The organism is Pedobacter flavus, assembly GCF_036324285.1.
GTDB lineage: Bacteria > Bacteroidota > Bacteroidia > Sphingobacteriales > Sphingobacteriaceae > Pedobacter > Pedobacter flavus.
Genome location: NZ_JAZDQU010000001.1, coordinates 677815 through 698506, shown reverse-complemented (window position 1 = coordinate 698506; position 20692 = coordinate 677815). Strand labels below are relative to the sequence as shown.

Sequence of the window (20692 nt, the reverse complement as noted above, 5' to 3'; positions counted from 1 at the left end):
TTTGAAGAGTAATTAAACTCTTTTAGATTTGATACGAGCTGCTTTACCAGTAAGTGCGCGAAGATAAAATAATTTAGATCTTCTAACTTTTCCATAGCTATTAACTTCTACCTTTTCAATGTTAGGTGAGTTAACAGGAAAAATACGCTCAACACCAACGCCGTTAGACATTTTACGAACTGTAAAAGTTTCGTTTGCGCCAGAGCTGTTACGTTGTAATACAACGCCTTGGTAAATTTGAATACGTTCTTTATTTCCTTCGCGGATTTTATAGTGTACGCTCACTGTATCTCCAGATTTGAATGCAGGAAATTCACTTGTATTAATTGCCTGTTCTTCAACAAATTTTACTAAATCCATGATATTAAGGTGTTAAGCCGATTTTTTTATCTTTAAAATCGGACTGCAATATTAGGAATTTTTTTCCAAAAATAAAAGGGAATTTTATTTTTTTCCACATTCTTTTAGAATTCCACATTTTAAAGCTTTTAGAATGCTCAAAATTTGAAGATTTGAGCGTAATTCTTACTGTTTTTATTTTAATAAATCAGGACGTCTTTTTTCTGTGCGCTTTAATGCTTCTTCATGCCTCCATTCACTAATTTTTGCTTCATGACCGCTCAATAGTATTTCTGGTATTTTATTTCCGCGCCAATCCGCAGGTCTAGTATACACTGGGGCATCTAGTAATCCTGCCATAAAACTATCTGATAATGCCGATGTTTCATCGTTTAAAACACCTGGTATTAATCTTATTACCGCATCAACTACCACTGCTGCGGGTAATTCTCCACCACTTAACACAAAATCACCAATAGATATTTCTTGGGTTACAAATAGATCTCTTATTCGTTGGTCTATTCCTTTGTAATGACCGCATAAAATCATTATGTTTTCTTTCAATGAAAGGGTGTTGGCAATAGATTGATTAAAGGTTTCTCCATCTGGCGTCATAAAAATAACCGCATCATACTTTCTTTCTGATTGAAGTTTTTCAATGCAAGCTGCAAAGGGCTCAATACTTAAAACCATGCCACTACCACCCCCATAAGGATAATCGTCTACACTTTTTTGCTTATTAGTGGCATAATCCCGTAGGTTATGAACATGTATTTCAGCTTTTCCCTTTTGTTGTGCTCTTTGTAAAATAGAATGCGCAAAAGGACTTTCTAATAATTGTGGGAGCACGGTTATAATATCAAAACGCATTTAACAAAGATAAGTCAAATTTATAGATACTGTAAATTGATTTTGAGTTCAGTTAATCTATGTCTTCCAATACAAATAGTTGTTCTACAGCTACGCCAAATACTTTTGCGATTTTTAGTGAAAGTATGGTCGACGGAACGTATTTGCCAGATTCAATTGTGTTTATTGTTTGTCTGGAAACATTTATTAATTCTGCGAGTTCTGCTTGCGTTATATTTTTAATCGCCCTATGTACTCTTATGTTATTTAACATACTCGTCCTCTCTTCTCAATTGATATAAACTAAACTGAAATTTAATGATGAAAACAATCAATATGGTGAATATATTGTAAAATATTACCCCCAAAAATGTAGTTCCATAGAAACAAAGACTAATCACTACTAGGATTAGGTAACTTATTAATACCGACCATTGCCAAGATTTTAATCGTAAGTATGAAATGTATTCATCTTCGTTTTTTTCTTTTGAAAAAGCAATGACTAGCAAGCTTAAGATCACGCCAATTAGGGCTAGTTCATTGGTTAAATTGTAATCATTAAAGTCTAGAAGCCCCTGATTTTTGTTCGTGTAAAGTTGAAATCCAGGAATTTTAAATTCTTTAAATATTACTGCCGTTCCTAATGCTGCAAATACTAAAAGGGAAATCCAACCTATCACCTTGTAATAACTTGGAAGTAAAAGTTTGTTTGACATAATGTAAAGTTTGTTTGACAAATATAGGTTTAAAAATTTATTTGTCAAGTTTGTTTTACATTTTTTTTAATAACTTCTAAAGAAAACCGCCTAAGCGATATGGAAACGAAGAAATAAATAAGATTATTTATCCAGATAAAGGTCTATAAGACCATCAGGTAATTCAACATATAAGACATTTTCTTCGTCGTCAATTTCCAGAATAAAATCTTCATTTAAAGGGAATAGAATTTCTTTTTCTTTGTATAAAACTGTTGCTACAAATTGCTGTGGATATTCTATAACCTCTAGTATTTCACCAATTTCACCATGATTTTCATCTGAGACTAAAAAGCCCTTAAGGTCTTTAAATTCGAACTCATCGTCTTCTCTAACAGGCATTTTGGTTAATGGTAAATAAGCTTTTTTCTTAACTAATTTTTGGGCGTCATCAATATGCTCTATATCGTCAAAATAAAAAAGAGCCGTACTGTTTGGATAGACTTTTAATTTTGAGACAAAGAAAGGCACTAATTTTCCATTGATATCCACAAAAAGTACATCTAGCTCTAAATCTTCATAGTTTTCGAATTCGAAAAACAATTGAATTTCACCTTTCAGCCCCTTAGTTTTTGTAAAATAACCAATATAAAATGCCTCTTCTTGTTTCATGTTGTTGTAAATGCTTTAAAATAAAAATAGCGCACCGAAACGGATGCGCTATAGTATAAGATTCTTATAAGATTAAGCTTCTTCAGTTGCGTCAGCAGCAGGAGTTTCGTTTTCCGCTACAGGTGCATCTTCAGCTACAGGAGCGTCTTCTGCAACAACTTCTTCTTCTGCTACTTCTTCAGCAGGAGGAGTGTTTTTTGCTGCAATTGCTGCTGCTCTTTCTTCTTTTTTCTTAGCTTCTGCTGCTAATGCAGCTTTTTTAGCTTCAGCTTTAGAAGAACTTAAGTTTTCTTTTTTGTTTTGAACTGATCCTGATTTGTTCTCTAACCAAGCTTCAAATTTAGCGTCTGCTTGTTCTTGAGTTAAAGCACCTTTTTTAACACCACCTTGTAAGTGTTTTTTGTAAAGGATTCCTTTGTAAGAAAGAATAGCGCGACAAGTATCTGTAGGTTGTGCACCTTTGTTAACCCAGTCTAAAGCTTTTTCGAAGTTGATATCGATGGTTGCTGGATTGGTGTTTGGATTATAAGAACCTAAACGCTCAATAAATTTACCATCTCTTGGAGAGCGAGAATCCGCTACTACCACATGGTAAAAAGGTTTGCTCTTTTTACCAAATCTTTGCAATCTGATTTTAGTTGCCATTTAATTTTTAATTTATGTATTCAACATAGTTCCCGGAGCTTCATGCTGCGGGGCTGCAAAGTTAATCATAATCCTTATTAATTAAAAGTATTTTTAATAAAGTTTTTTGCTGAGTAATTTACTATCAGCAGTTTGTATCTTTGAATCATGAAGAGAATTGCTGTTGATATGGATGAAGTTATTGCTGATCCATTAAAGAAATTTATAGAATTATATCATAGAGATTACGGAATTGGACTAGATTTAGTTATAGAACCTGGAAATGAAATTCACCAACAGGTGCCACACCATGTAAAAGATAAGTGGTTAGAGTATATTAACGAACCCGGTTTTTTTAGGGATTTAGAGGTAATACCAGGAAGTGTTGAAGCGTTAAGTCTTCTGCAATCTAAATATGATGTTTATATCGTTTCTGCAGCTACAGAGTTTAGAAATTCTTTGATAGATAAATGGGACTGGTTGGCAACGCATTTCCCTTTTATCGGCTGGCAAAACCAGGTTTTTTGTGGTAAAAAGATTGTTGATGTGGATATTATGATCGACGATAGGATTAAAAATTTTGCTAACTTTAAGGGAAGACCATTATTGTTTACTTCTCCTCATAATGCTTTAATAACCCATTATGAGCGTGTAAATAATTGGCAAGAAGTTTTAGATAAATTAATGTAAAATAAAAATGATAACAACGACGACAAATTCGGTAGAAGGGCATAAAGTAGTTAAATACTTAGGAATAGTAACCGGTGAGACAATTATTGGCGCTAATATTTTTAGAGATTTTTTCGCTGGGATTAGAGATATTATTGGCGGTAGATCGGGCTCTTATGAGCAGGTGCTTAGAGAAGCAAAAGATACTTCTTTAATGGAAATGCAACAGCAAGCTATGGCTAGAGGCGCTAATGCAATTATTGGAATCGATTTAGATTACGAAACATTAGGTGCCGATGGCGGTATGTTAATGGTAACCGCCAGCGGTACTGCAGTTTATATAGAATCCTTATAAGGATAAAATATTTACTAATCTAAGCCATGCTGGACTTACTTGATTTATGTCGAGGTGTTTTATGGCTTGAGAAAATGGGGTGTAGGCAATGTCTTTGTGTATTTGGCCAACCATAACACCAGACTTGCCATGCACTAATCCTTCTATTGCCGCCACGCCTAATCTGCTGGCAAGAACTCTGTCCATACAACTTGGTTTGCCTCCGCGCTGAATATGTCCCAGAATAGATATTCGAATGTCGTAAGCCGGAAATTTTTCTTTTAATAAATTACCTACACTAAAAGCCCCACCTTCTATATCCCCCTCGGCAACAATTATTATTTTAGAAAATTTATTTTTTCTTCCACCTTCTAGTTTTTTCACTAAATCATCTAATCCCACAGAAGATTCAGGAATTAAAATGCCCTCAGCCCCAACACCAATACCGCTTCTTAAAGCAATTAAACCAGAATCTCTGCCCATTACTTCTACAATAAATAACCTATCATGTGATTCGGCCGTGTCTCTTATTTTATCTACGGCATCTACCACAGTGTTTATTGCAGTGTCATAGCCTATAGTGAAATCTGTACCTGCTAAATCATTATCAATAGTTCCTGGCAGCCCAATTATAGGGATATTATACTCTTCTTCAAATATATGTGCACCAGTAAAAGTACCATCTCCACCAATAACCACAAGGGCATCTATGTTGTTTTGTTTAATGTTTTTATAAGCAATAGCTCTGCCTTCAGCAGTTCTAAAGCTTTCACATCTCGCTGTTTTTAAAATGGTTCCGCCTCGCTGAATGATGTTTGCAACCGATTTTCTGTCCATTAACATAAAATCGTTTACAATAAGGCCTTCATATCCTCTTATATAACCATAAACATTCATGTCATAATAAATTCCTGCGCGAACTACAGCGCGGATAGCGGCATTCATTCCTGGGGCATCCCCTCCTGAAGTTAATACCCCAATATTTTTAATCTTTTGCATGTCTATCTGTTTGAAAACTCAACTAATCCTTTTTCTAAATAGGCCAAATATTTGTCTACGTTAAATTCAGCTCCAATTGGAGGCGAAATAAGTGGTTGCTCATTTAAGTCTAAAAGCACATAATAAGGTTGTGCAATAGTTTGAAAACGAGAAGCTTGTAGATGCATAAATTTTCTACCGATAGTATTAACTTGTTTTTTTATAACATCAGAATAAAAATGTTCTGATTCTGGTAATGGTGTTCTATCGTCGGTATAAAGAGAAATTACAACATATTTTTCTTTTAACAATTGTAAAACTCTTGGGTCTGGCCATACCCTAGCTTCCATTTCTCTGCAATTTACACATCCATGTCCAGTGAAATCCAAAAATATAGGCTTGTTTACTTCTTTAGCATAAGCTAAACCTTCTTCGTAATCAAAAAAACCATCAATTCCATGAGGAATTTCAGCTATTTCCGAATATTTTTTGGTTTTCTTGGCCTCTGCTTTAACCTCACCTCCTTGTAATACTACATAATCTTGAGTATGCATTGGAGGTAACAATCCACTGATCACTTTTAAAGGAGCGCCCCATAATCCAGGAACCATATAAACGCCGAATGAGAAAGCGGCTATTGCGAAAAATAAGCGAGGTGTAGAAATAAATTTCAAATCGCTATCGTGTGAAAATTTCAGTTTTCCTAAAAGATAAAAACCAATTAAAAAGGCAATCACAATCCAAATTGACAAGAAAACTTCTCTATCTAAAATACCCCAATGGTAAACTAAATCTGCGGTAGATAGAAATTTCATCGCCAATGCGATCTCTAAAAATCCTAAAACAACTTTTACAGAATTTAACCATCCGCCAGATTTTGGTAAAGAAGTTAACCAACTTGGAAAGATTGCAAATACAGTGAATATTAATGCCAAGGCTAATGAAAAACCAAACATAGCAACTATTGGCGCCATTAAATCGTTTTCAATACTTACCAATACACCACCAATTATAGGACCAGTACAAGAAAAGGAAACAACCGTTAATGTTGCGGCCATAAAAAATATACCGGTTAAACCTTTAGAATCTGATTTTGCATCTAGTTTATTTACAAAATTATTTGGGAGATTTATTTCAAATGCGCCTAAAAATGAAATACCGAAGATTAATAATATTAAAAAGATGAAAATATTAAAAAATGCATCTGTAGATAGTTGGTTTAAAGCACTTGCGCCCCAAATTAAAGTAATAATTAATCCAATAGACACATAAATTACAATGATAGAAAGGCCATAAATTATGGCTCCTTGGATGCCTTTTCCTTTAGTTTCTGCTCTTTTAGTGAAAAAACTGACAGTTAAAGGTACCATTGGATAAATACAAGGCATTAAAAAAGCTATAAATCCGCCCCCTAACCCCAATAAAAAAATCAACCATAATGATGAAGAAGTTGACTCATCTTTTGGATTAACTTCATTTGTTTTGGCGGTATCAATTGACGTAGAATCCTGTGTGCTTTGATTAGCCAAATCTTCTTCACTACCTATTTCCGTAAAAATAACTTCTTCCTCAGCTAGAGTGTCTTGTACGGTTGTTTCTTGAATAAACTTTGCAGCCAAAGTATTTGGAATAAAGAAGGTTCCAAATAATGCGAATAGGCTAATAAGAAATAATTTTTTCATTAAATTTTATAGGTTGAAGCGTGGTTATTTATTTACAAAAATAGAATTTTATTTGTAGTCACTATAACCAGATTTAGCTAATTGTTAATTTTTATATTTTAAGTTAATTTAAAATAAGGTTTCATAAAAAAAGCAGCCTAAGCTGCTTTTAATTATTTTACTGCTATGGTAAAGTTTACCTCGTCTGGCGGTAAGCACTTAGATTCATCACATACTGCAAACTCAATAGTTCCTTTTACAGTTGCGGTATTGCCTTTTAATGCTAATTTTTGTTTGAAAATTACCGACTTAGCAAAATAAGTAACATTCATTTTGAAATTTTTATCGTAAATAGTAATTCCTTGTGGTTCTGTAGTTTTACCTACCGTTTTATACTCAGCACTTGGCTTAAAAGTTATTGTAGTTTTTTGGGGTCCATTTGGCTTTAAGTTTTGTGAGTATAAATGCCAACCATCTTCTAAAGTCGCTTTTAACTGGATTTCAACTTCATTTGCATTAAGTCTTTTTGCGCCATAAGCCCACTTAATGGGTTTTTCTAATTGAGAAAAAGCAGCAGATGCTGTGAAAAGCATTAGGGTAAAAGCTAAAATTAATTTTTTCATGTTTAATCTATTATAAATTCTAATTCTTTAAATCCAAAAACCGAAATCTTATCGTCTAAATTTAGCATTAAATTACCTTGTTCATTAATCCCTACAATAGTTCCTAACTTTTCTTCGCCATTTATACGAAACAAAGAAGGTAGTTTGTATTTGAATAGATGAGCTAAATAATCGGTGGTCAAAAGTTCCAATTTATTCGACCTTAACTTTAAATATTCGACTTCTATATGTTTACAAATTTCATTTAAAACTTGTAAAATATTGACACGTTGTTGTAAAATTAATTGAAGGGAAGACGCCTTGGTTTTTAACTCTTCTTGAAAAATGGATTGGTTAATATTTAATCCAATGCCTATAATGCTATGTTTTATGTGGTGGCCTGACAATATGTTTTCAATTAAAACGCCACCTATTTTTTTATTTTCATAATAAATATCGTTTGGCCATTTTATAGTAGCATTAATTCCAAAAGCATCTCTTAAAGCACGGTTTATGCCATTAGAAATCGCGATATTTAAGTAAAACTGATGCATTGCAGGCAGGAAGTGTGGTTTTAGATACAAGCTAAAAGTTAAGTTTTTTCCAGTCTCAGATAGCCATTTACTATTAAGTTGACCTCTTCCAGCAAATTGTTCGTCTGCCATAATTACAGTACCTTCGGTTAATGGCTCGGAATTTGCCAAACATTGCTTAAGGAAGTTATTAGTTGAATCTACACTAGATAATTTGATAAAATTTTGACCAATAAATAGTGTTGAAATTGTGTTATTTTGCAAGAGTGGATAATGTAATGGTCCTAAATCAAAATTAATAATTATTAATGGTAAAAAAGAAGATTCTAAACCTATCAACTCGTTTGTCAGAAATTGCCATTCATGGGATACAGGAAAAAAAGGGTAACGACATCGTTAGACTAGATCTTAGGCAAATAAATAGTTCGGTTTCCGATTATTTTGTAATTTGTAGTGCAGATTCGTCTACACAAGTTAAGGCAATAGCAGATAGCGTTGAGAAGGAAATATATTCAGCATTGCAAATTGACCCTATTTTTAAGGAGGGATTAGAGAATGCAGATTGGATTATTTTGGATTATTTTGATGTTGTAGTACATATTTTTAAAACTGAAAAAAGAAATTTTTATGGTATCGAAGAGCTTTGGGGAGATGCAGAGTCTAAATCATTTCAAAGCGCTTAATGAACCTAAATTAGATTAATAATGGAAGAAAAAAAGAAACCAACCATGAAGCCAAGACAGCAGAGAAAAGCTCCATTGGTTCCTAAAAAGCCTCAGACGCCGCAAAAATTTAATATTTTTTGGGTTTATGCAGCAATTATTGGAGGTATAATAATAGCAAGTTATATTTTTAATGCAGATACATCTAAAGAGGTAAATTATGATGTTTTTGTTAAAGAAATGCTCCAAAAAGGAGATGTTAAAAAGATCGTAGCTTATAAAAGTGCAGATTTAGCCCGTGCAGATGTATATATAAAGGAAGATCGTTTAAATGATCCTAAGTATAGTTCGTTTAAGAAACAAGGAAATTTTGCTGGAGCAGAATCTCCAACTATGTATTTTACGTCACCATCTTTAGATATTATTCAAAAACAATTGGCCGAAGATCAAAAAGACATGCCTCAAAAGGTTAATTTGTCGTTTAAATCTACAGAAAGTGCTTGGGGGAATCTATTAACTATATTATTACCAGTTATTTTAATCATAGTATTCTGGATATTTATGATGAGAAGAATGGGCGGCGGCGGTGGCGGCGGCGGCCAAATTTTTAATATTGGTAAGTCAAAAGCCCAACTTTTCGATAAAGAGAGCCAAGTTAATATTACATTTAATGATGTAGCAGGATTAGAAGAAGCGAAGCAGGAAGTAATGGAAATTGTTGATTTCCTTAAAAATCCAAAGAAATACACAAATTTAGGAGGTAAAATTCCTAAAGGAGCATTATTAGTGGGTTCGCCAGGTACAGGTAAGACTTTGTTGGCAAAAGCCGTTGCAGGTGAAGCACAAGTTCCATTTTTCTCGATGTCGGGTTCAGATTTTGTTGAGATGTTTGTTGGAGTGGGTGCTTCTAGAGTAAGAGATTTATTTAAACAAGCTAAAGATAAAGCACCTTGTATAATTTTTATTGATGAGGTGGATGCAATTGGTAGAGCAAGAGGAAAAAATAGCGTGATGGGAGGAAATGATGAGCGTGAAAACACATTGAATCAGTTGTTGGTAGAGATGGATGGATTTGGTACAGATTCTGGTATTATTATCCTTGCTGCAACAAACCGCCCAGATGTTTTAGATTCTGCCCTATTAAGACCAGGCCGATTTGATAGACAAATTTCTATTGATAAACCAGATTTATTAGGAAGAGAACAAATTTTTAAAGTTCACTTAAAACCAATTAAAACTGCAGGTGAGGTAGACGCGAAGAAATTGTCGGCACAAACGCCTGGATTTGCTGGTGCAGAAATTGCAAATGTTTGTAATGAAGCGGCACTTATCGCTGCTCGTAGAAATAAGGATTTTGTGGATATGCAAGATTTTCAAGACGCTATTGACCGTGTAATTGGTGGTCTTGAAAAGAAAAATAAAATTATATCACCAGAAGAGAAGAAAATTGTAGCCTATCACGAAGCAGGTCACGCAATTGCAGGCTGGTTTTTAGAACATGCGGATCCATTAGTAAAAGTAAGTATTGTTCCAAGAGGTGTTGCTGCGCTAGGTTATGCTCAATATCTTCCCAAAGAACAATTCCTTTACACAACTGAACAGTTAATAGACGGTATGTGTATGACAATGGGCGGTAGAGTAGCTGAAGATATTATCTTTGGTAAAATATCTACGGGTGCGCAGAACGATTTAGAGCGTATCACAAAGCTTTCTTATGCTATGGTTACTATTTATGGTATGAATAAGAATGTGGGTCAGGTTTCTTTCCACGACCCTCAGAATGAATATAATTTCAATAAACCTTATTCTGATAAAACAGCTGAATTAATAGATACTGAAGTTCGTGATTTAATAAATGATGTTTATGCTAAAACAAAAACCTTACTTACAGAAAAAAGAGATGGGTTAGAAAAATTAGCTCAGAAATTATTAGAAAAGGAAATCTTATTCCAGTCTGATTTAGAAGAAATTCTAGGTAAGCGCCCATTCGAAACGCGTACCACTTACGATGAGTTTGTAAATGGTACAGGCGATCAAAAACCAGCTGCAGAAGGTTTGGTTCATGATGGTGTAGGAGAAAATACTGATTTAGCTAACGAATCTTTAACTAAAGAAGATTAACGTTTTATATAATTTAAATTAATGCCCCAACTGGGGCATTAATTTTTTACGGCCATGAAAGATACAATAACTACTAAGGAACTCATTTTAAAAAAAATTAGGAAAGCCTTGCTTGAAAAAAGGGAAAATCCACACCCCAATTTGGAAGACACCCCTCTATATGTTAAAAATGATTCAGAATTAGAGTTTCTGTTTGCCGAGCAATTAACAGCTGTTTCTGGAAAGTTTGTTTATTGCGAAAATGGAATAGAATTGATGGAAAATTTGCTCGAATTAGCAGAAAGAAACGAATGGAAAAAGATATTTTGCTGGGAACCAGAATTGCAGGATATACTTTCTAAGTACGAATTTCCATTTCTAAAATCATCTAAAGACTTTGAACTGGCCGATGTGGGAATTACGCTTTGTGAAGCGTTAATAGCAAGAAATGGATCAGTTTTATTAAGTAATAAAAACCAATCGGGAAGAAGATTGAGTATTTATCCTCATCAACATGTTGTAATTGCCAAAACTTCACAACTAGTTTTAGATTTAAAAGACGGTCTGAAAGTTATTAAAGATAAATATGGCGCTCAAATACCATCTATGATTTCAAACATTACTGGGCCCAGTAGAACGGCTGATATTGAGAAAACGTTAGTGCTCGGTGCCCATGGGCCGAAAGATTTATTTGTTTTCTTAGTAGACGATTTAAGTTAGTATTTTAAATATCAAAATAATCTCCTTACTTTAATCAAAATTAATTTATAAATTTAGACCGAATACCAATAACGTTTTTAGTTTAAATAATGACTTCTAATAAAAATTTGAACACTATAATAATAGGAACAGGATGTTATATACCAAATAACATTGTTAAAGGGGAGGCTTTTATCAATCATAAATTTTTCGATTCCGGAGAGATTATTGATAAACCTAATGCTGAAATTATAGAAAAATTTTCAGAAATCACAGAGATTGTCGAGAGGCGGTATATATGTGATCATATGGTAAATAGCGATATGGGGACAATTGCTGCTAAAAACGCAATTGAAGACGCTAATATTGATAAAGAAACTATAGATCAAATTATTTTTGCACATAATTTTGGGGATACTCGAGCAAAAACCAACCGTGTTGAGATGATTCCAAGTTTGGCCGCAAAAGTAAAAGCTGAATTGAATATTGAAAATCCTGATTGTGTTGCATACGACATAGCTTTTGGTTGTCCAGGATGGGTTCAAGGTGTAATTCAAGCTCATTATATGATACGCTGTGGTGAAGCCAAGCGTGTTTTGGTTATTGGATCAGAAACCTTATCTAGAAATATAGATCCTCATGATAGGGACAGTATGATATTTGCTGATGGTGCTGGAGCGGTGATTTTTGAAGCCGAAGATAGTGCCGAAGAAAGAGGCATTATTTCTCATAAATCACAGACATATGCGGTTAAATACGGTGCTTTATTAACCATGGGAGAAAGTAGTAACCATTCAGATAAATGCGGTAATCTTTATTTAAAAATGAATGGTAGAAAGTTATACGAGTTTGCTGTAGTTCAAGTCCCTCAGGTGGTTAAAATGGCGATAGACAAGGCTGGTATAACTCCTGATCAGATTAAAACTGTATTTATTCATCAAGCAAACGGAAAGATGGATCATGCAATTATGAAACGTCTATTTAAACTCTATGGATTAAACGAAGTTCCTGAAGGGTTGGTGCCTATGACTATTCAATGGTTAGGAAATAGTTCTGTTGCTACTATTCCTACTTTAATTGACTTAGTGAGAAAAGGGAAAGTTGAAGGTTATGACGTAAATAAGGGTGATTATACGGTTTTTGCATCTGTTGGTGCTGGAATGCATATTAATGCAGTAGTTTATCAGTTTTAAATTTCCTGATCCTCTTCTAATTTTAATATGAAAGACTGAATAGGGATGTTTACTGCATTTGTAAAGGCGTAGATTTGAATTAAACTCGGACATCCTTTATCATTTTCCCACGCAGAATAAGTGGCTCTACTCACAAATATTAGGGCCGCAATTTCATGTTGTTTTTTGCCAGTCAGTTTCCTAATGCCTCGCAATGTTTTACCTATTTTTATCCTCATACCTTTCCTCCCGCTTTAACAAAGGTACAATGTAAATTTAAGGCAGCTTTAATAATGGAGTTTTTCTAAATGAATTAGAGTAATTTCAATAGAAACGCTTGTTTTTAGGATAAATTCGTATAGAAAGATTTTAAATTAAAGCATAAAAAAGGGAAGACTTTATTAAGTCTTCCCTTTGGAATATTAATTAAGCTAATTATTAATTAGCCTTTGAATGATTCTTCAACTTCAGTTGCTAAAACCTCGTCAACTAGAATTCTACCGCAATATTCACAAACAATGATTTTTTTACGTTGTCTGATTTCTAATTGTCTTTGAGGAGGAATTTGATTGAAGCAACCAGCGCATGAATCTCTAGCAATTGTAGCTACAGCTAAGCCGTTTCCTGCATTTTTTCTTAGCTTATGGAAAGCTACTAATAAACGCTCTTCGATTCCTTTTTCCGCTTTTTTAGATTTATTTAAAAGCTGATCTTCTTCTTTTTCAGTTTCAGAAGTAATTACTTCTAATTCTTGCTTTTTATGTTCAAGATCTTTCTTTCTTAACTCTAAATCTTCAATAGTTTTATTGTATAATTCAGTTTTAGAATTTAATTCGAATCCGAATTCTTTAATTTTTTTCTCACAAACTTGGATGTCTAAATTTTGAATTTCGATCTCTTTTGTAAGCGCATCGTATTCTCTATTGTTTTTAACATCTTTTAATTGAGCGTCATATTTCTTAATAAGTGCATTTGCCTCATTAATTTGGTTTTTACGATTAGCAATCGAATCTTCAAGATCTTCTAATTCCCCTTTGATTTTCTGGATTCTGGTTTCCAATCCAAGAACATCATCCTCTAGATCTGAAACTTCCATCGGAAGCTCTCCTCTAATTTGGCGGATCTTATCAATTTTTGAATAGATGAGCTGAAGCTCGTCTAATGATCTTAACTTTTGTTCAACGGTTTGTTCCATCAAATGAAATAATTTATGGGGTTTGTAATATGCTCTGTTTTACGGACTGCAAAGTTACGAAATTTTTCATTAATAATTTCAATCAATAAATCGATCGTAAATTGTTCAGTTTCAAAGTGTCCAATATCTGCAATCATGATTTTGCCATCTGCATCGAAAAATTCATGATATTTATAATCGGCCGTTATAAATACATCAGCTCCTGCTTTTATCGCATCATTTAATAAAAAACCACCCGCACCACCACAAACAGCAATTCGATAGGTCATTTTTTTAATGGGTTTGGTATGTCTGATTACCGTGCAATTCATCGTTTCCTTCAAAATTTCTAGGAAATTATGGGTCTCAACTGGATATGCGAGTTCGCCAATCATGCCAGAGCCAACATTTTGAAGGCTATTTTTTAAAGGATAGATCTCATAAGCCACTTCTTCATAAGAATGTGTTTCAAATAAAGTTGAGATGATTTTTCTTTCGTCTTGTACTTTGTAGATTAACTCAATTTTTTCTTCTTCAACACTCGTTCTAAAGCCTGGGTTTCCAATAGTAGGATTGGTGTTTTCGTTTCCATTAAATGTGCCTATTCCTTGGGTAGAAAAGCTACACTCACTGTAGTTGCTTATCTCTCCAGCACCTACATTAAAAAGGGCATTTCTTATTCCTTCAGCTTCTACCGTTGGTGCATAAGTAACAAATTTTCTTAGTAAATTTTGTTTTGGCGCTAGAATTCGAGTGTTTTCTAATCCAATTTTTCTACAAATCATTGAATTTACGCCATTCTGAACATGGTCTAGGTTCGTATGAATTGCATATAATGCAATATTGTTTTGGATAGCTTTTATAACTACTCTTGAAACGTAACTTTTATTGTTGAATTTTTTTAAGCCCTTAAAAACGATAGGATGATGGCTAATAATTAGATTGTAGCCTAAACGAATGGCTTCGTCTACTACGGCTTCGGTGCAGTCTAACGATACAATAGCGCCTGTAATTTCTTCATCGCCATTTCCAACAATTAAACCAGAATTATCATAATCTTCTTGATAATTTAATGGGGCATAATTTTCTAAATGCTGAATAATTAGATTGAGTTTCATGCCCTAAAATAAGAAAAACCTTGAGTTTTTGTGCTCAAGGTTTCTAATTTGTTTGGTTTAAAATTTCATATTGCCCATCCTTATTAACTGGAGGCTTTCAAAAACCATTTTTTGGTTATATTCAAATGTTAGTGTTTTATAGTTTACCAAATCAATAATGGTTCCTATGAAACATAACCCTAAGGTTACAAAATAAAGGATACCCATGCCAATTTGGCCCAATAGAAAACGAGGTAAGCCGGGTACAAAAAAGCCCAACACAGCAAAAAGTATCATGTCATCAGGATTCTTTCGCTTGCTCGCATATACCATTAAAAAGTTTTTTAACTCTTGCTCATCTAATCCTGCTGTGCTAGATTGTAAGTATCCAAACTCTTCGGGACTTATTCCCGGAAGGTTCATAAAGGGTGATGAATGATACATAATTATAAATCTTAATTAGCTATTTTAAAGTATTTTATTCTGATTAGCGTAATTATCCGGCAAATTAACACTATTAAAGCCGGTACACCAAACCAATGTGCATTAAAACTTTCTTTAATATTTCCTTTTAGTATCCATGAAATAGATCTTCCAATACCACAACCTGGACACCAATCAATGCCTAGATTCACTAATGGACATAGGCTAAAGTGATGATTATTAGGGTTCGATGTCCATAAAAGCAATATAGCAACGATCCAAAAACACAATTCAAAAGAAAAAACACTGAACGTTTTCATGCTGTTTGTTATTAGGATGATTTTTTTATGATTTTGTTACAAACCATTCATTTATTCTACCTTTGTATTGTGAATATTCGTGATCTCGTAAATCGTTATAAAACTGATAGTTCAGTTCTCCAACTCGCACAAGCAGCAAATCTAACAAAATCTCGTGTTCATGCTAGAGGTTTAGTGGGTTCTTCAGACGTTTTTGTTGCAATAGCGACTTATTTTTTAATGCACAAACCCCAATTGTTTGTATTGCCCGATAGAGAAAGTGCAGCTTATTTTTTGTCAGATTTGGAACAAATTCTGGAATCTCAGGATCAAACTTTTGTTTTTCCATCGTCTTATAGAAAAAGTTTTGAGTTTACCCAACCCGATACAGCGAATGTATTAGCTAGAGCTGAAGTTTTAACGGCCCTAAATCACGATAATTCTTATGGAAAGTTAATTGTTACTTATCCTGAAGCACTTGCTGAAAAAGTAATCGATAGAGATGTTTTGGAAAAAAACACTTTAGAAATTGCAGTAAATTCTAAGCTTAGTATCGATTTTATCAATGAATTTTTAACGGAGTATGATTTCGAAAGAGCAGAATTTGTTTATTCTCCTGGACAATTTAGTATTAGAGGTGGGATAGTAGATATATTTTCTTTTAGTCACGATTTACCTTATAGGATTGAGTTTTTTGGAGATATAATAGAAAGTATTAGAACGTTTGAAATAGAAACACAGCTCTCAGTAGATTCAGTTAAAGAATTAACCATTGTTCCGAATGTTCAATCTAAATATTTAACAGCAAACAATATTAACTTGTTGGAGTACATTAGACCCGATACTCAAATATGGATTAAGGATGTGGAGTTTACTTTAGATGTGCTTAAATCGGGCTACGCTAAAGCAAATGAACTGTGGGACGGATTAAGTAAGGAGATAAAACAAGCAAATCCAGAGTGGTTAGACCCAAAGTTTTCTTTTACTGACGATAAATATTTTGCTGATTTACTTCATGAGTTTAATGTTATTGAATTTGGAAAGCAGTTTTTCTATAAAACGGATCATGTAGTCCAATTTAACACAAAACCTCAACCATCTTTTAATAAGGATTTTAATCTGCTAATTCATAATTTTAAGGAGAATGAGAAGGCTGGAATTCATAATTTTATATTCACTAATTCTCCAAAACAAACGGAGCGACTATACGCTATTTTAGATGACATAGATAAATCCGTTCTGTTTACGCCAATAAATAGTGCGCTAAGAGAAGGTTTTTTAGACCCTCAACAGCATGTCGCATTTTATACAGATCATCAAATTTTTGATCGTTTTTATAAGTATCAACTTAAGAAAGGATATCAACGTAGTCAAGCTATAACCCTAAAAGATCTTAGGGAGTTAAAGCCTGGAGATTATGTTACCCATATAGATCATGGGATCGGTAAATATGCAGGCTTAGAAAAGGTAGATGTGAATGGGAAAATGCAGGAAATGATTAGGTTGGTTTATGCCGATAATGATTTGCTGTATGTTAATATAAATTCTTTAAATAGAATTGCAAAGTATAGCGGCAAGGAAGGTACCCCGCCCAAAATGAATAAACTGGGTACTGAAACCTGGGATAAACTAAAGAAAAGCACCAAAAAGAAGGTAAAGGATATTGCGCGCGATTTAATCAAGCTTTATGCGCTTAGAAAAGCTCAGGTTGGAACTGCATTTGCGCCCGACGGTTATTTAGAAACGGAGTTAGAGGCTTCGTTTATTTATGAAGATACGGCAGATCAGATGAAGGCTACTGCCGATGTAAAAAGGGATATGGAAGCACCACATCCAATGGATCGATTAATTTGTGGAGATGTAGGTTTTGGAAAGACAGAGATAGCCATTAGAGCGGCATTTAAAGCGGTTGCAAATGGCAAACAAGCTGCAGTTTTAGTGCCTACCACAATTTTAGCCTTGCAGCATTTCAAAACTTTTTCTGAACGATTGAAGGATTTTCCAGTAAAAGTAGATTACATCAATAGATTTAAAACCAACAAACAAATTAAGGAAACCCTAGCTAAAACAGCTGAAGGTAAGGTAGATATTATTATAGGAACACATAGGTTGTTGAGTAAGGATGTTGTTTTTAAAGATTTGGGAATCATGATAATTGATGAGGAACAAAAATTTGGGGTTAGTGCAAAAGAAAAATTAAGAGCAATGAGGGTAAATGTAGATACCTTAACGCTAACCGCTACTCCAATTCCTCGAACATTACATTTTTCTTTAATGGGTGCAAGAGATTTATCTATTATGAGTACGCCTCCACCAAATAGGCAGGCTGTAAATACAGAATTGCATGTTTTTAACGATAAACTTATCCAAGATGCAGTTCAATTTGAACTAGATAGAGGTGGTCAGGTTTTCTTTATTCACAATAGGGTAAGTGATTTGATGCAGTTGGGTGGGTTAATTCATAGATTAGTGCCTAAGGCAAGAATTGGTATTGCACATGGGCAATTGGATGGAGACGCATTAGAAGATGTTATGTTGAGCTTTATTAATGGCGAGAAAGATGTTTTAGTGGCTACAACTATTATTGAGGCAGGACTAGATATACCAAATGCAAATACAATTATTATTAACCATGCGCATATGTTTGGTTTAAGCGATTTACACCAAATGAGAGGAAGAGTTGGTAGAAGTAATAAAAAGGCCTTCTGTTATTTGCTTAGTCCGCCGTTATCTACCTTAACAAATGAATCAAGAAAGAGATTAAGTGCAATTGAGGAGTTTTCTGATTTGGGTAGTGGTTTTAATATCGCTATGCGCGATTTGGATATTCGAGGAAGTGGAAATTTATTGGGAGCAGAGCAGAGTGGATTTATTGCGGAGATTGGATTTGATATGTATCATAAAATTTTAGACGAAGCTATACAAGAATTAAAAGACGATGAATTTAAAACGCTGTTTAAAGACGAAGCGCCTCGTCCTTTTGTAAGTTTTACCCAAGTAGATACAGATTTAGAGATGTTTATACCCGACGGTTATGTAACGAATATAACTGAACGTTATAATTTATATACAGAATTAAGCAAAATTGAATCTGAAACAGAATTAGCAGCATTTAGAAAGGGATTAATTGATAGATTTGGGCCATTGCCAAACCCGGTAGACACCATGTTTTCTGTGTTAAAATTACAGTGGGTAGGTAAAAAACTTGGGTTCGAAAAGTTGAGTTACAAAAAGAACGTTTTGAGAGGATATTTTATATCAAATAAGCAGTCTCCATATTTTGATTCTGATCAGTTTAATAAGATTTTATTATTTGCTCAAAATCACCCTAGAATTTGCAATTTAAAAGAAGTTAAAAACACCTTACGAATTGCTTTTGATCATGTGAATACGGTAGAAGAAGCGATTCAATTATTAAATATGGTAGAAAGTCACAATTAATGGAGGTGTTTGATTCTTCGATATTAAAGACGTTGGTGGTATTGAAAATGCCTTTTGGTAAATACAAAGGCACTTTGATATGTAATTTGCCAGAATCTTATTTATTATGGTTTAGAGAAAAAGGGTTCCCTGCGGGCAAACTAGGAGAATGCCTTGCTTTAATGTTAGAAATAAGAATAAACGGATTAGAATATTTATTGAAGCCATTAAAAGGGTAGATTATCTACCCATTTTTGGCATATTTTTCATCAATTGAGCTGCTGCTGCAGGGTTAGAGAACTGTTTCATTACTTTTCTCATGTCCTCAAACTGCTTGATTAGCTTACTTACTTCTTCTAATTTAGTGCCCGATCCTTTTGCTATTCTCAACCTTCTGCTTTGTTGAATGCTATCAGGATTTGCTTTTTCAAATGGAGTCATAGAGTTAATTATGGCTTCAATATTTTTGAAAGCATCATCATCTATGTCAACATTTTTCATCATTTTGCCAACTCCAGGAATCATTCCCATCAAATCTTTCATATTCCCCATCTTTTTAATTTGCTGGATTTGGTTATAGAAATCGTTGAAGTCGAATTTATTTTTACGGATTTTTTTCTGAAGTTCAGCAGCTTCTTTTTCGTCAAATTGTTGTTGTGCACGTTCTACTAAGGAAACAACATCCCCCATACCTAAAATACGAGAGGCCATTCTGTCTGGATAGAATACATCTAATGCATCCATTTTCTCTCCAGTACCAATAAATTTGATGGGTTTGTTTACAACAGATTTAATAGATAAAGCCGCACCACCTCTTGTATCACCATCTAATTTGGTTAAAACTACACCAGTAAAGTCTAATCTATCATTAAAAACTTTGGCTGTATTTACAGCATCCTGTCCAGTCATTGCATCCACCACAAAAAGAATTTCGTGCGGATTAGTTTTAGCTTTTACTTCGGAGATTTCGGCCATTAAGCTTTCGTCAATAGAAAGTCTACCCGCCGTATCTATAATAATTACGTTGTTATTGTTTTTCTTACCCTCAGCAATACCTTCTTGAGCGATTCCAACTGGGTCCTTACTTTCTGTATTTGCATAAACAGGAACTCCCACTTGTTCGGCCAATACTTTTAGCTGTTCTACCGCAGCTGGACGATAAACGTCTCCAGCTACCAGTAAGGGCTTTTTGCCTTTAGATTTTAAATAATTTGCTAATTTTCCAGTAAAAGTGGTTTTACCCGCACCATTTAATCCGGCAATTAAAATAATTGTTGGATTAGATTTTAGGTCAAGTTCCGAAGCTTCACCGCCCATTAAAGCAGTTAATTCATCGTTCATAATCTTGGTCAACAATTGACCAGGAGAAACTGATGTAAGTACGTTTGAACCTAAAGCTTTAGCTTTTACTTCGTCTGTAAAAGTTTTAGCAGTTTTATAATTTACGTCGGCATCTAATAATGCTTTGCGGATTTCTTTTAAAGTTTCAGCAACGTTAATTTCAGTAATTGTACCTTGTCCTTTTAAAACTTTAAATGCGCGGTCTAATTTATCCTGTAAATTCTCAAACATATTTTATAACAATTATTAAAGCGTAAATGTACGAATTTTAAATTTTATTGAAGATTTTTTAGCATTATAGGCTTAGTTTTTAGCCTTAAATAAACATTTATTGATATGAGTTTTTAAA

The 20692-nt window shown here is 33.9% G+C and carries 24 protein-coding genes; 8 read left to right on the top strand and 16 right to left on the bottom strand.

The genetic code is table 11. From position 1 onward, the window contains the following. Positions 1–12: 12 nt before the first annotated feature. The 6 genes from rplS to VRU49_RS03215 form a co-directional block, all read right to left on the bottom strand. Positions 13–360 (bottom strand): 50S ribosomal protein L19, encoded by a 348-nt coding sequence (gene rplS / locus VRU49_RS03240; RefSeq protein WP_348527780.1) that lies wholly within the window; start codon positions 358–360, stop codon positions 13–15. A 174-nt stretch (positions 361–534) separates the two neighbouring features. Further along, complete coding sequence (gene trmD, locus VRU49_RS03235; protein ID WP_330145343.1) at positions 535–1209, bottom strand: tRNA (guanosine(37)-N1)-methyltransferase TrmD; 675 nt, start codon at positions 1207–1209, stop codon at positions 535–537. 52 nt (positions 1210–1261) lie between these two features. Further along, a complete protein-coding gene (locus tag VRU49_RS03230) occupies positions 1262–1462 on the bottom strand; it encodes a helix-turn-helix transcriptional regulator (protein ID WP_330145342.1) in 201 nt (66 codons plus the stop codon). After that, positions 1452–1904 carry a hypothetical protein gene (locus VRU49_RS03225; RefSeq protein WP_330145341.1) on the bottom strand — a complete coding sequence of 151 codons (453 nt, stop codon included), beginning with the start codon at positions 1902–1904 and terminating at the stop codon, positions 1452–1454. The genes VRU49_RS03230 and VRU49_RS03225 overlap by 11 nt, the downstream gene beginning before the upstream one ends. Positions 1905–2027: 123 nt before the next feature. Continuing rightward, positions 2028–2555, bottom strand: coding sequence for a ribosome maturation factor RimM (gene rimM, locus VRU49_RS03220; protein ID WP_330145340.1), 528 nt, complete (start codon positions 2553–2555; stop codon positions 2028–2030). A gap of 72 nt (positions 2556–2627) precedes the next feature. Next, positions 2628–3200 carry a 30S ribosomal protein S16 gene (locus VRU49_RS03215; protein WP_330145339.1) on the bottom strand — a complete coding sequence of 191 codons (573 nt, stop codon included), beginning with the start codon at positions 3198–3200 and terminating at the stop codon, positions 2628–2630. Between the two features lie 147 nt (positions 3201–3347). Between VRU49_RS03215 and VRU49_RS03210 the strand changes: the two genes are divergently transcribed. Continuing rightward, positions 3348–3869: a 5' nucleotidase, NT5C type gene (locus VRU49_RS03210; RefSeq protein ID WP_330145338.1), complete on the top strand. Its 522-nt coding sequence runs from the start codon at positions 3348–3350 to the stop codon at positions 3867–3869. A 7-nt stretch (positions 3870–3876) separates the two neighbouring features. Beyond that, positions 3877–4203, top strand: a complete 327-nt coding sequence (locus VRU49_RS03205) for a heavy metal-binding domain-containing protein (protein ID WP_330145337.1) — start codon at positions 3877–3879, stop codon at positions 4201–4203. Here the strand turns inward: VRU49_RS03205 and pfkA are convergent. From pfkA to VRU49_RS03185, 4 genes are all read right to left on the bottom strand, one after another. Then, the gene (pfkA, locus tag VRU49_RS03200; RefSeq protein WP_330145336.1) at positions 4198–5181 is read right to left on the bottom strand and encodes a 6-phosphofructokinase; all 984 of its coding nucleotides are present in this window, start codon (positions 5179–5181) and stop codon (positions 4198–4200) included. The genes VRU49_RS03205 and pfkA overlap by 6 nt on opposite strands. A gap of 2 nt (positions 5182–5183) precedes the next feature. Beyond that, positions 5184–6842 (bottom strand): protein-disulfide reductase DsbD family protein, encoded by a 1659-nt coding sequence (locus VRU49_RS03195; RefSeq protein ID WP_330145335.1) that lies wholly within the window; start codon positions 6840–6842, stop codon positions 5184–5186. A 152-nt stretch (positions 6843–6994) separates the two neighbouring features. After that, positions 6995–7444, bottom strand: a complete 450-nt coding sequence (locus VRU49_RS03190; RefSeq protein ID WP_330145334.1) for a protein-disulfide reductase DsbD N-terminal domain-containing protein — start codon at positions 7442–7444, stop codon at positions 6995–6997. Between the two features lie 2 nt (positions 7445–7446). Continuing rightward, positions 7447–8220 (bottom strand): biotin--[acetyl-CoA-carboxylase] ligase, encoded by a 774-nt coding sequence (locus tag VRU49_RS03185; RefSeq protein ID WP_330145333.1) that lies wholly within the window; start codon positions 8218–8220, stop codon positions 7447–7449. Between the two features lie 44 nt (positions 8221–8264). Here VRU49_RS03185 and rsfS point away from each other — a divergent pair, with 44 nt between their 5' ends. The 4 genes from rsfS to VRU49_RS03165 all read left to right on the top strand — a co-directional run bounded on the left by rsfS (position 8265) and on the right by VRU49_RS03165 (position 12610). Continuing rightward, the gene (gene rsfS / locus VRU49_RS03180) at positions 8265–8639 is read left to right on the top strand and encodes a ribosome silencing factor (protein ID WP_330145332.1); all 375 of its coding nucleotides are present in this window, start codon (positions 8265–8267) and stop codon (positions 8637–8639) included. A 21-nt stretch (positions 8640–8660) separates the two neighbouring features. Next, positions 8661–10739 carry an ATP-dependent zinc metalloprotease FtsH gene (gene ftsH / locus VRU49_RS03175; RefSeq protein WP_330145331.1) on the top strand — a complete coding sequence of 693 codons (2079 nt, stop codon included), beginning with the start codon at positions 8661–8663 and terminating at the stop codon, positions 10737–10739. A 54-nt stretch (positions 10740–10793) separates the two neighbouring features. Then, positions 10794–11438: a LutC/YkgG family protein gene (locus VRU49_RS03170; RefSeq protein ID WP_330145330.1), complete on the top strand. Its 645-nt coding sequence runs from the start codon at positions 10794–10796 to the stop codon at positions 11436–11438. Positions 11439–11527: 89 nt separating this feature from the next. Beyond that, positions 11528–12610, top strand: coding sequence for a 3-oxoacyl-ACP synthase III family protein (locus VRU49_RS03165; RefSeq protein WP_330145329.1), 1083 nt, complete (start codon positions 11528–11530; stop codon positions 12608–12610). On the opposite strand, the gene VRU49_RS03160 is transcribed toward VRU49_RS03165, so the two are convergent. From VRU49_RS03160 to VRU49_RS03140, 5 genes are all read right to left on the bottom strand, one after another. After that, positions 12607–12828 (bottom strand): helix-turn-helix transcriptional regulator, encoded by a 222-nt coding sequence (locus tag VRU49_RS03160; RefSeq protein ID WP_330145328.1) that lies wholly within the window; start codon positions 12826–12828, stop codon positions 12607–12609. The two genes, VRU49_RS03165 and VRU49_RS03160, sit on opposite strands and share 4 nt — an antisense overlap. Positions 12829–13031: 203 nt before the next feature. Then, positions 13032–13784: a zinc ribbon domain-containing protein gene (locus VRU49_RS03155; protein ID WP_330145327.1), complete on the bottom strand. Its 753-nt coding sequence runs from the start codon at positions 13782–13784 to the stop codon at positions 13032–13034. Next, the gene (locus VRU49_RS03150) at positions 13784–14881 is read right to left on the bottom strand and encodes a Nif3-like dinuclear metal center hexameric protein (protein WP_330145326.1); all 1098 of its coding nucleotides are present in this window, start codon (positions 14879–14881) and stop codon (positions 13784–13786) included. Before VRU49_RS03150 ends, VRU49_RS03155 begins: the two co-directional genes overlap by 1 nt. A gap of 57 nt (positions 14882–14938) precedes the next feature. Further along, positions 14939–15304 (bottom strand): TM2 domain-containing protein, encoded by a 366-nt coding sequence (locus tag VRU49_RS03145; protein ID WP_330145325.1) that lies wholly within the window; start codon positions 15302–15304, stop codon positions 14939–14941. An 11-nt stretch (positions 15305–15315) separates the two neighbouring features. Beyond that, positions 15316–15603, bottom strand: a complete 288-nt coding sequence (locus VRU49_RS03140; protein ID WP_330145324.1) for a DUF2752 domain-containing protein — start codon at positions 15601–15603, stop codon at positions 15316–15318. 27 nt (positions 15604–15630) lie between these two features. On the opposite strand from VRU49_RS03140, the gene mfd reads away from it, so the two are divergent. Continuing rightward, complete coding sequence (gene mfd, locus VRU49_RS03135) at positions 15631–19023, top strand: transcription-repair coupling factor (RefSeq protein WP_431311593.1); 3393 nt, start codon at positions 15631–15633, stop codon at positions 19021–19023. Beyond that, a complete protein-coding gene (locus VRU49_RS03130; RefSeq protein ID WP_330145323.1) occupies positions 19023–19241 on the top strand; it encodes a DUF3820 family protein in 219 nt (72 codons plus the stop codon). The genes mfd and VRU49_RS03130 overlap by 1 nt, the downstream gene beginning before the upstream one ends. A gap of 1 nt (position 19242) precedes the next feature. Here the strand turns inward: VRU49_RS03130 and ffh are convergent, their stop codons facing one another. Further along, complete coding sequence (gene ffh, locus VRU49_RS03125) at positions 19243–20574, bottom strand: signal recognition particle protein (RefSeq protein WP_330145322.1); 1332 nt, start codon at positions 20572–20574, stop codon at positions 19243–19245. Between the last annotated feature and the right edge of the window lie 118 nt (positions 20575–20692).

What these genes read in the sequence shown, in the direction of transcription:
- rplS (WP_348527780.1), bottom strand. Translation starts at nt 360, where the DNA reads ATGGATTTAGTAAAATTTGTTGAAGAACAGGCAATTAATACAAGTGAA.
- trmD (WP_330145343.1), bottom strand. Translation starts at nt 1,209, where the DNA reads ATGCGTTTTGATATTATAACCGTGCTCCCACAATTATTAGAAAGTCCT.
- VRU49_RS03230 (WP_330145342.1), bottom strand. Translation starts at nt 1,462, where the DNA reads ATGTTAAATAACATAAGAGTACATAGGGCGATTAAAAATATAACGCAA.
- VRU49_RS03225 (WP_330145341.1), bottom strand. Translation starts at nt 1,904, where the DNA reads ATGTCAAACAAACTTTTACTTCCAAGTTATTACAAGGTGATAGGTTGG.
- rimM (WP_330145340.1), bottom strand. Translation starts at nt 2,555, where the DNA reads ATGAAACAAGAAGAGGCATTTTATATTGGTTATTTTACAAAAACTAAG.
- VRU49_RS03215 (WP_330145339.1), bottom strand. Translation starts at nt 3,200, where the DNA reads ATGGCAACTAAAATCAGATTGCAAAGATTTGGTAAAAAGAGCAAACCT.
- VRU49_RS03210 (WP_330145338.1), top strand. Translation starts at nt 3,348, where the DNA reads ATGAAGAGAATTGCTGTTGATATGGATGAAGTTATTGCTGATCCATTA.
- VRU49_RS03205 (WP_330145337.1), top strand. Translation starts at nt 3,877, where the DNA reads ATGATAACAACGACGACAAATTCGGTAGAAGGGCATAAAGTAGTTAAA.
- pfkA (WP_330145336.1), bottom strand. Translation starts at nt 5,181, where the DNA reads ATGCAAAAGATTAAAAATATTGGGGTATTAACTTCAGGAGGGGATGCC.
- VRU49_RS03195 (WP_330145335.1), bottom strand. Translation starts at nt 6,842, where the DNA reads ATGAAAAAATTATTTCTTATTAGCCTATTCGCATTATTTGGAACCTTC.
- VRU49_RS03190 (WP_330145334.1), bottom strand. Translation starts at nt 7,444, where the DNA reads ATGAAAAAATTAATTTTAGCTTTTACCCTAATGCTTTTCACAGCATCT.
- rsfS (WP_330145332.1), top strand. Translation starts at nt 8,265, where the DNA reads ATGGTAAAAAAGAAGATTCTAAACCTATCAACTCGTTTGTCAGAAATT.
- ftsH (WP_330145331.1), top strand. Translation starts at nt 8,661, where the DNA reads ATGGAAGAAAAAAAGAAACCAACCATGAAGCCAAGACAGCAGAGAAAA.
- VRU49_RS03170 (WP_330145330.1), top strand. Translation starts at nt 10,794, where the DNA reads ATGAAAGATACAATAACTACTAAGGAACTCATTTTAAAAAAAATTAGG.
- VRU49_RS03165 (WP_330145329.1), top strand. Translation starts at nt 11,528, where the DNA reads ATGACTTCTAATAAAAATTTGAACACTATAATAATAGGAACAGGATGT.
- VRU49_RS03160 (WP_330145328.1), bottom strand. Translation starts at nt 12,828, where the DNA reads ATGAGGATAAAAATAGGTAAAACATTGCGAGGCATTAGGAAACTGACT.
- VRU49_RS03155 (WP_330145327.1), bottom strand. Translation starts at nt 13,784, where the DNA reads ATGGAACAAACCGTTGAACAAAAGTTAAGATCATTAGACGAGCTTCAG.
- VRU49_RS03150 (WP_330145326.1), bottom strand. Translation starts at nt 14,881, where the DNA reads ATGAAACTCAATCTAATTATTCAGCATTTAGAAAATTATGCCCCATTA.
- VRU49_RS03145 (WP_330145325.1), bottom strand. Translation starts at nt 15,304, where the DNA reads ATGTATCATTCATCACCCTTTATGAACCTTCCGGGAATAAGTCCCGAA.
- VRU49_RS03140 (WP_330145324.1), bottom strand. Translation starts at nt 15,603, where the DNA reads ATGAAAACGTTCAGTGTTTTTTCTTTTGAATTGTGTTTTTGGATCGTT.
- mfd (WP_431311593.1), top strand. Translation starts at nt 15,631, where the DNA reads ATGATTTTGTTACAAACCATTCATTTATTCTACCTTTGTATTGTGAAT.
- VRU49_RS03130 (WP_330145323.1), top strand. Translation starts at nt 19,023, where the DNA reads ATGGAGGTGTTTGATTCTTCGATATTAAAGACGTTGGTGGTATTGAAA.
- ffh (WP_330145322.1), bottom strand. Translation starts at nt 20,574, where the DNA reads ATGTTTGAGAATTTACAGGATAAATTAGACCGCGCATTTAAAGTTTTA.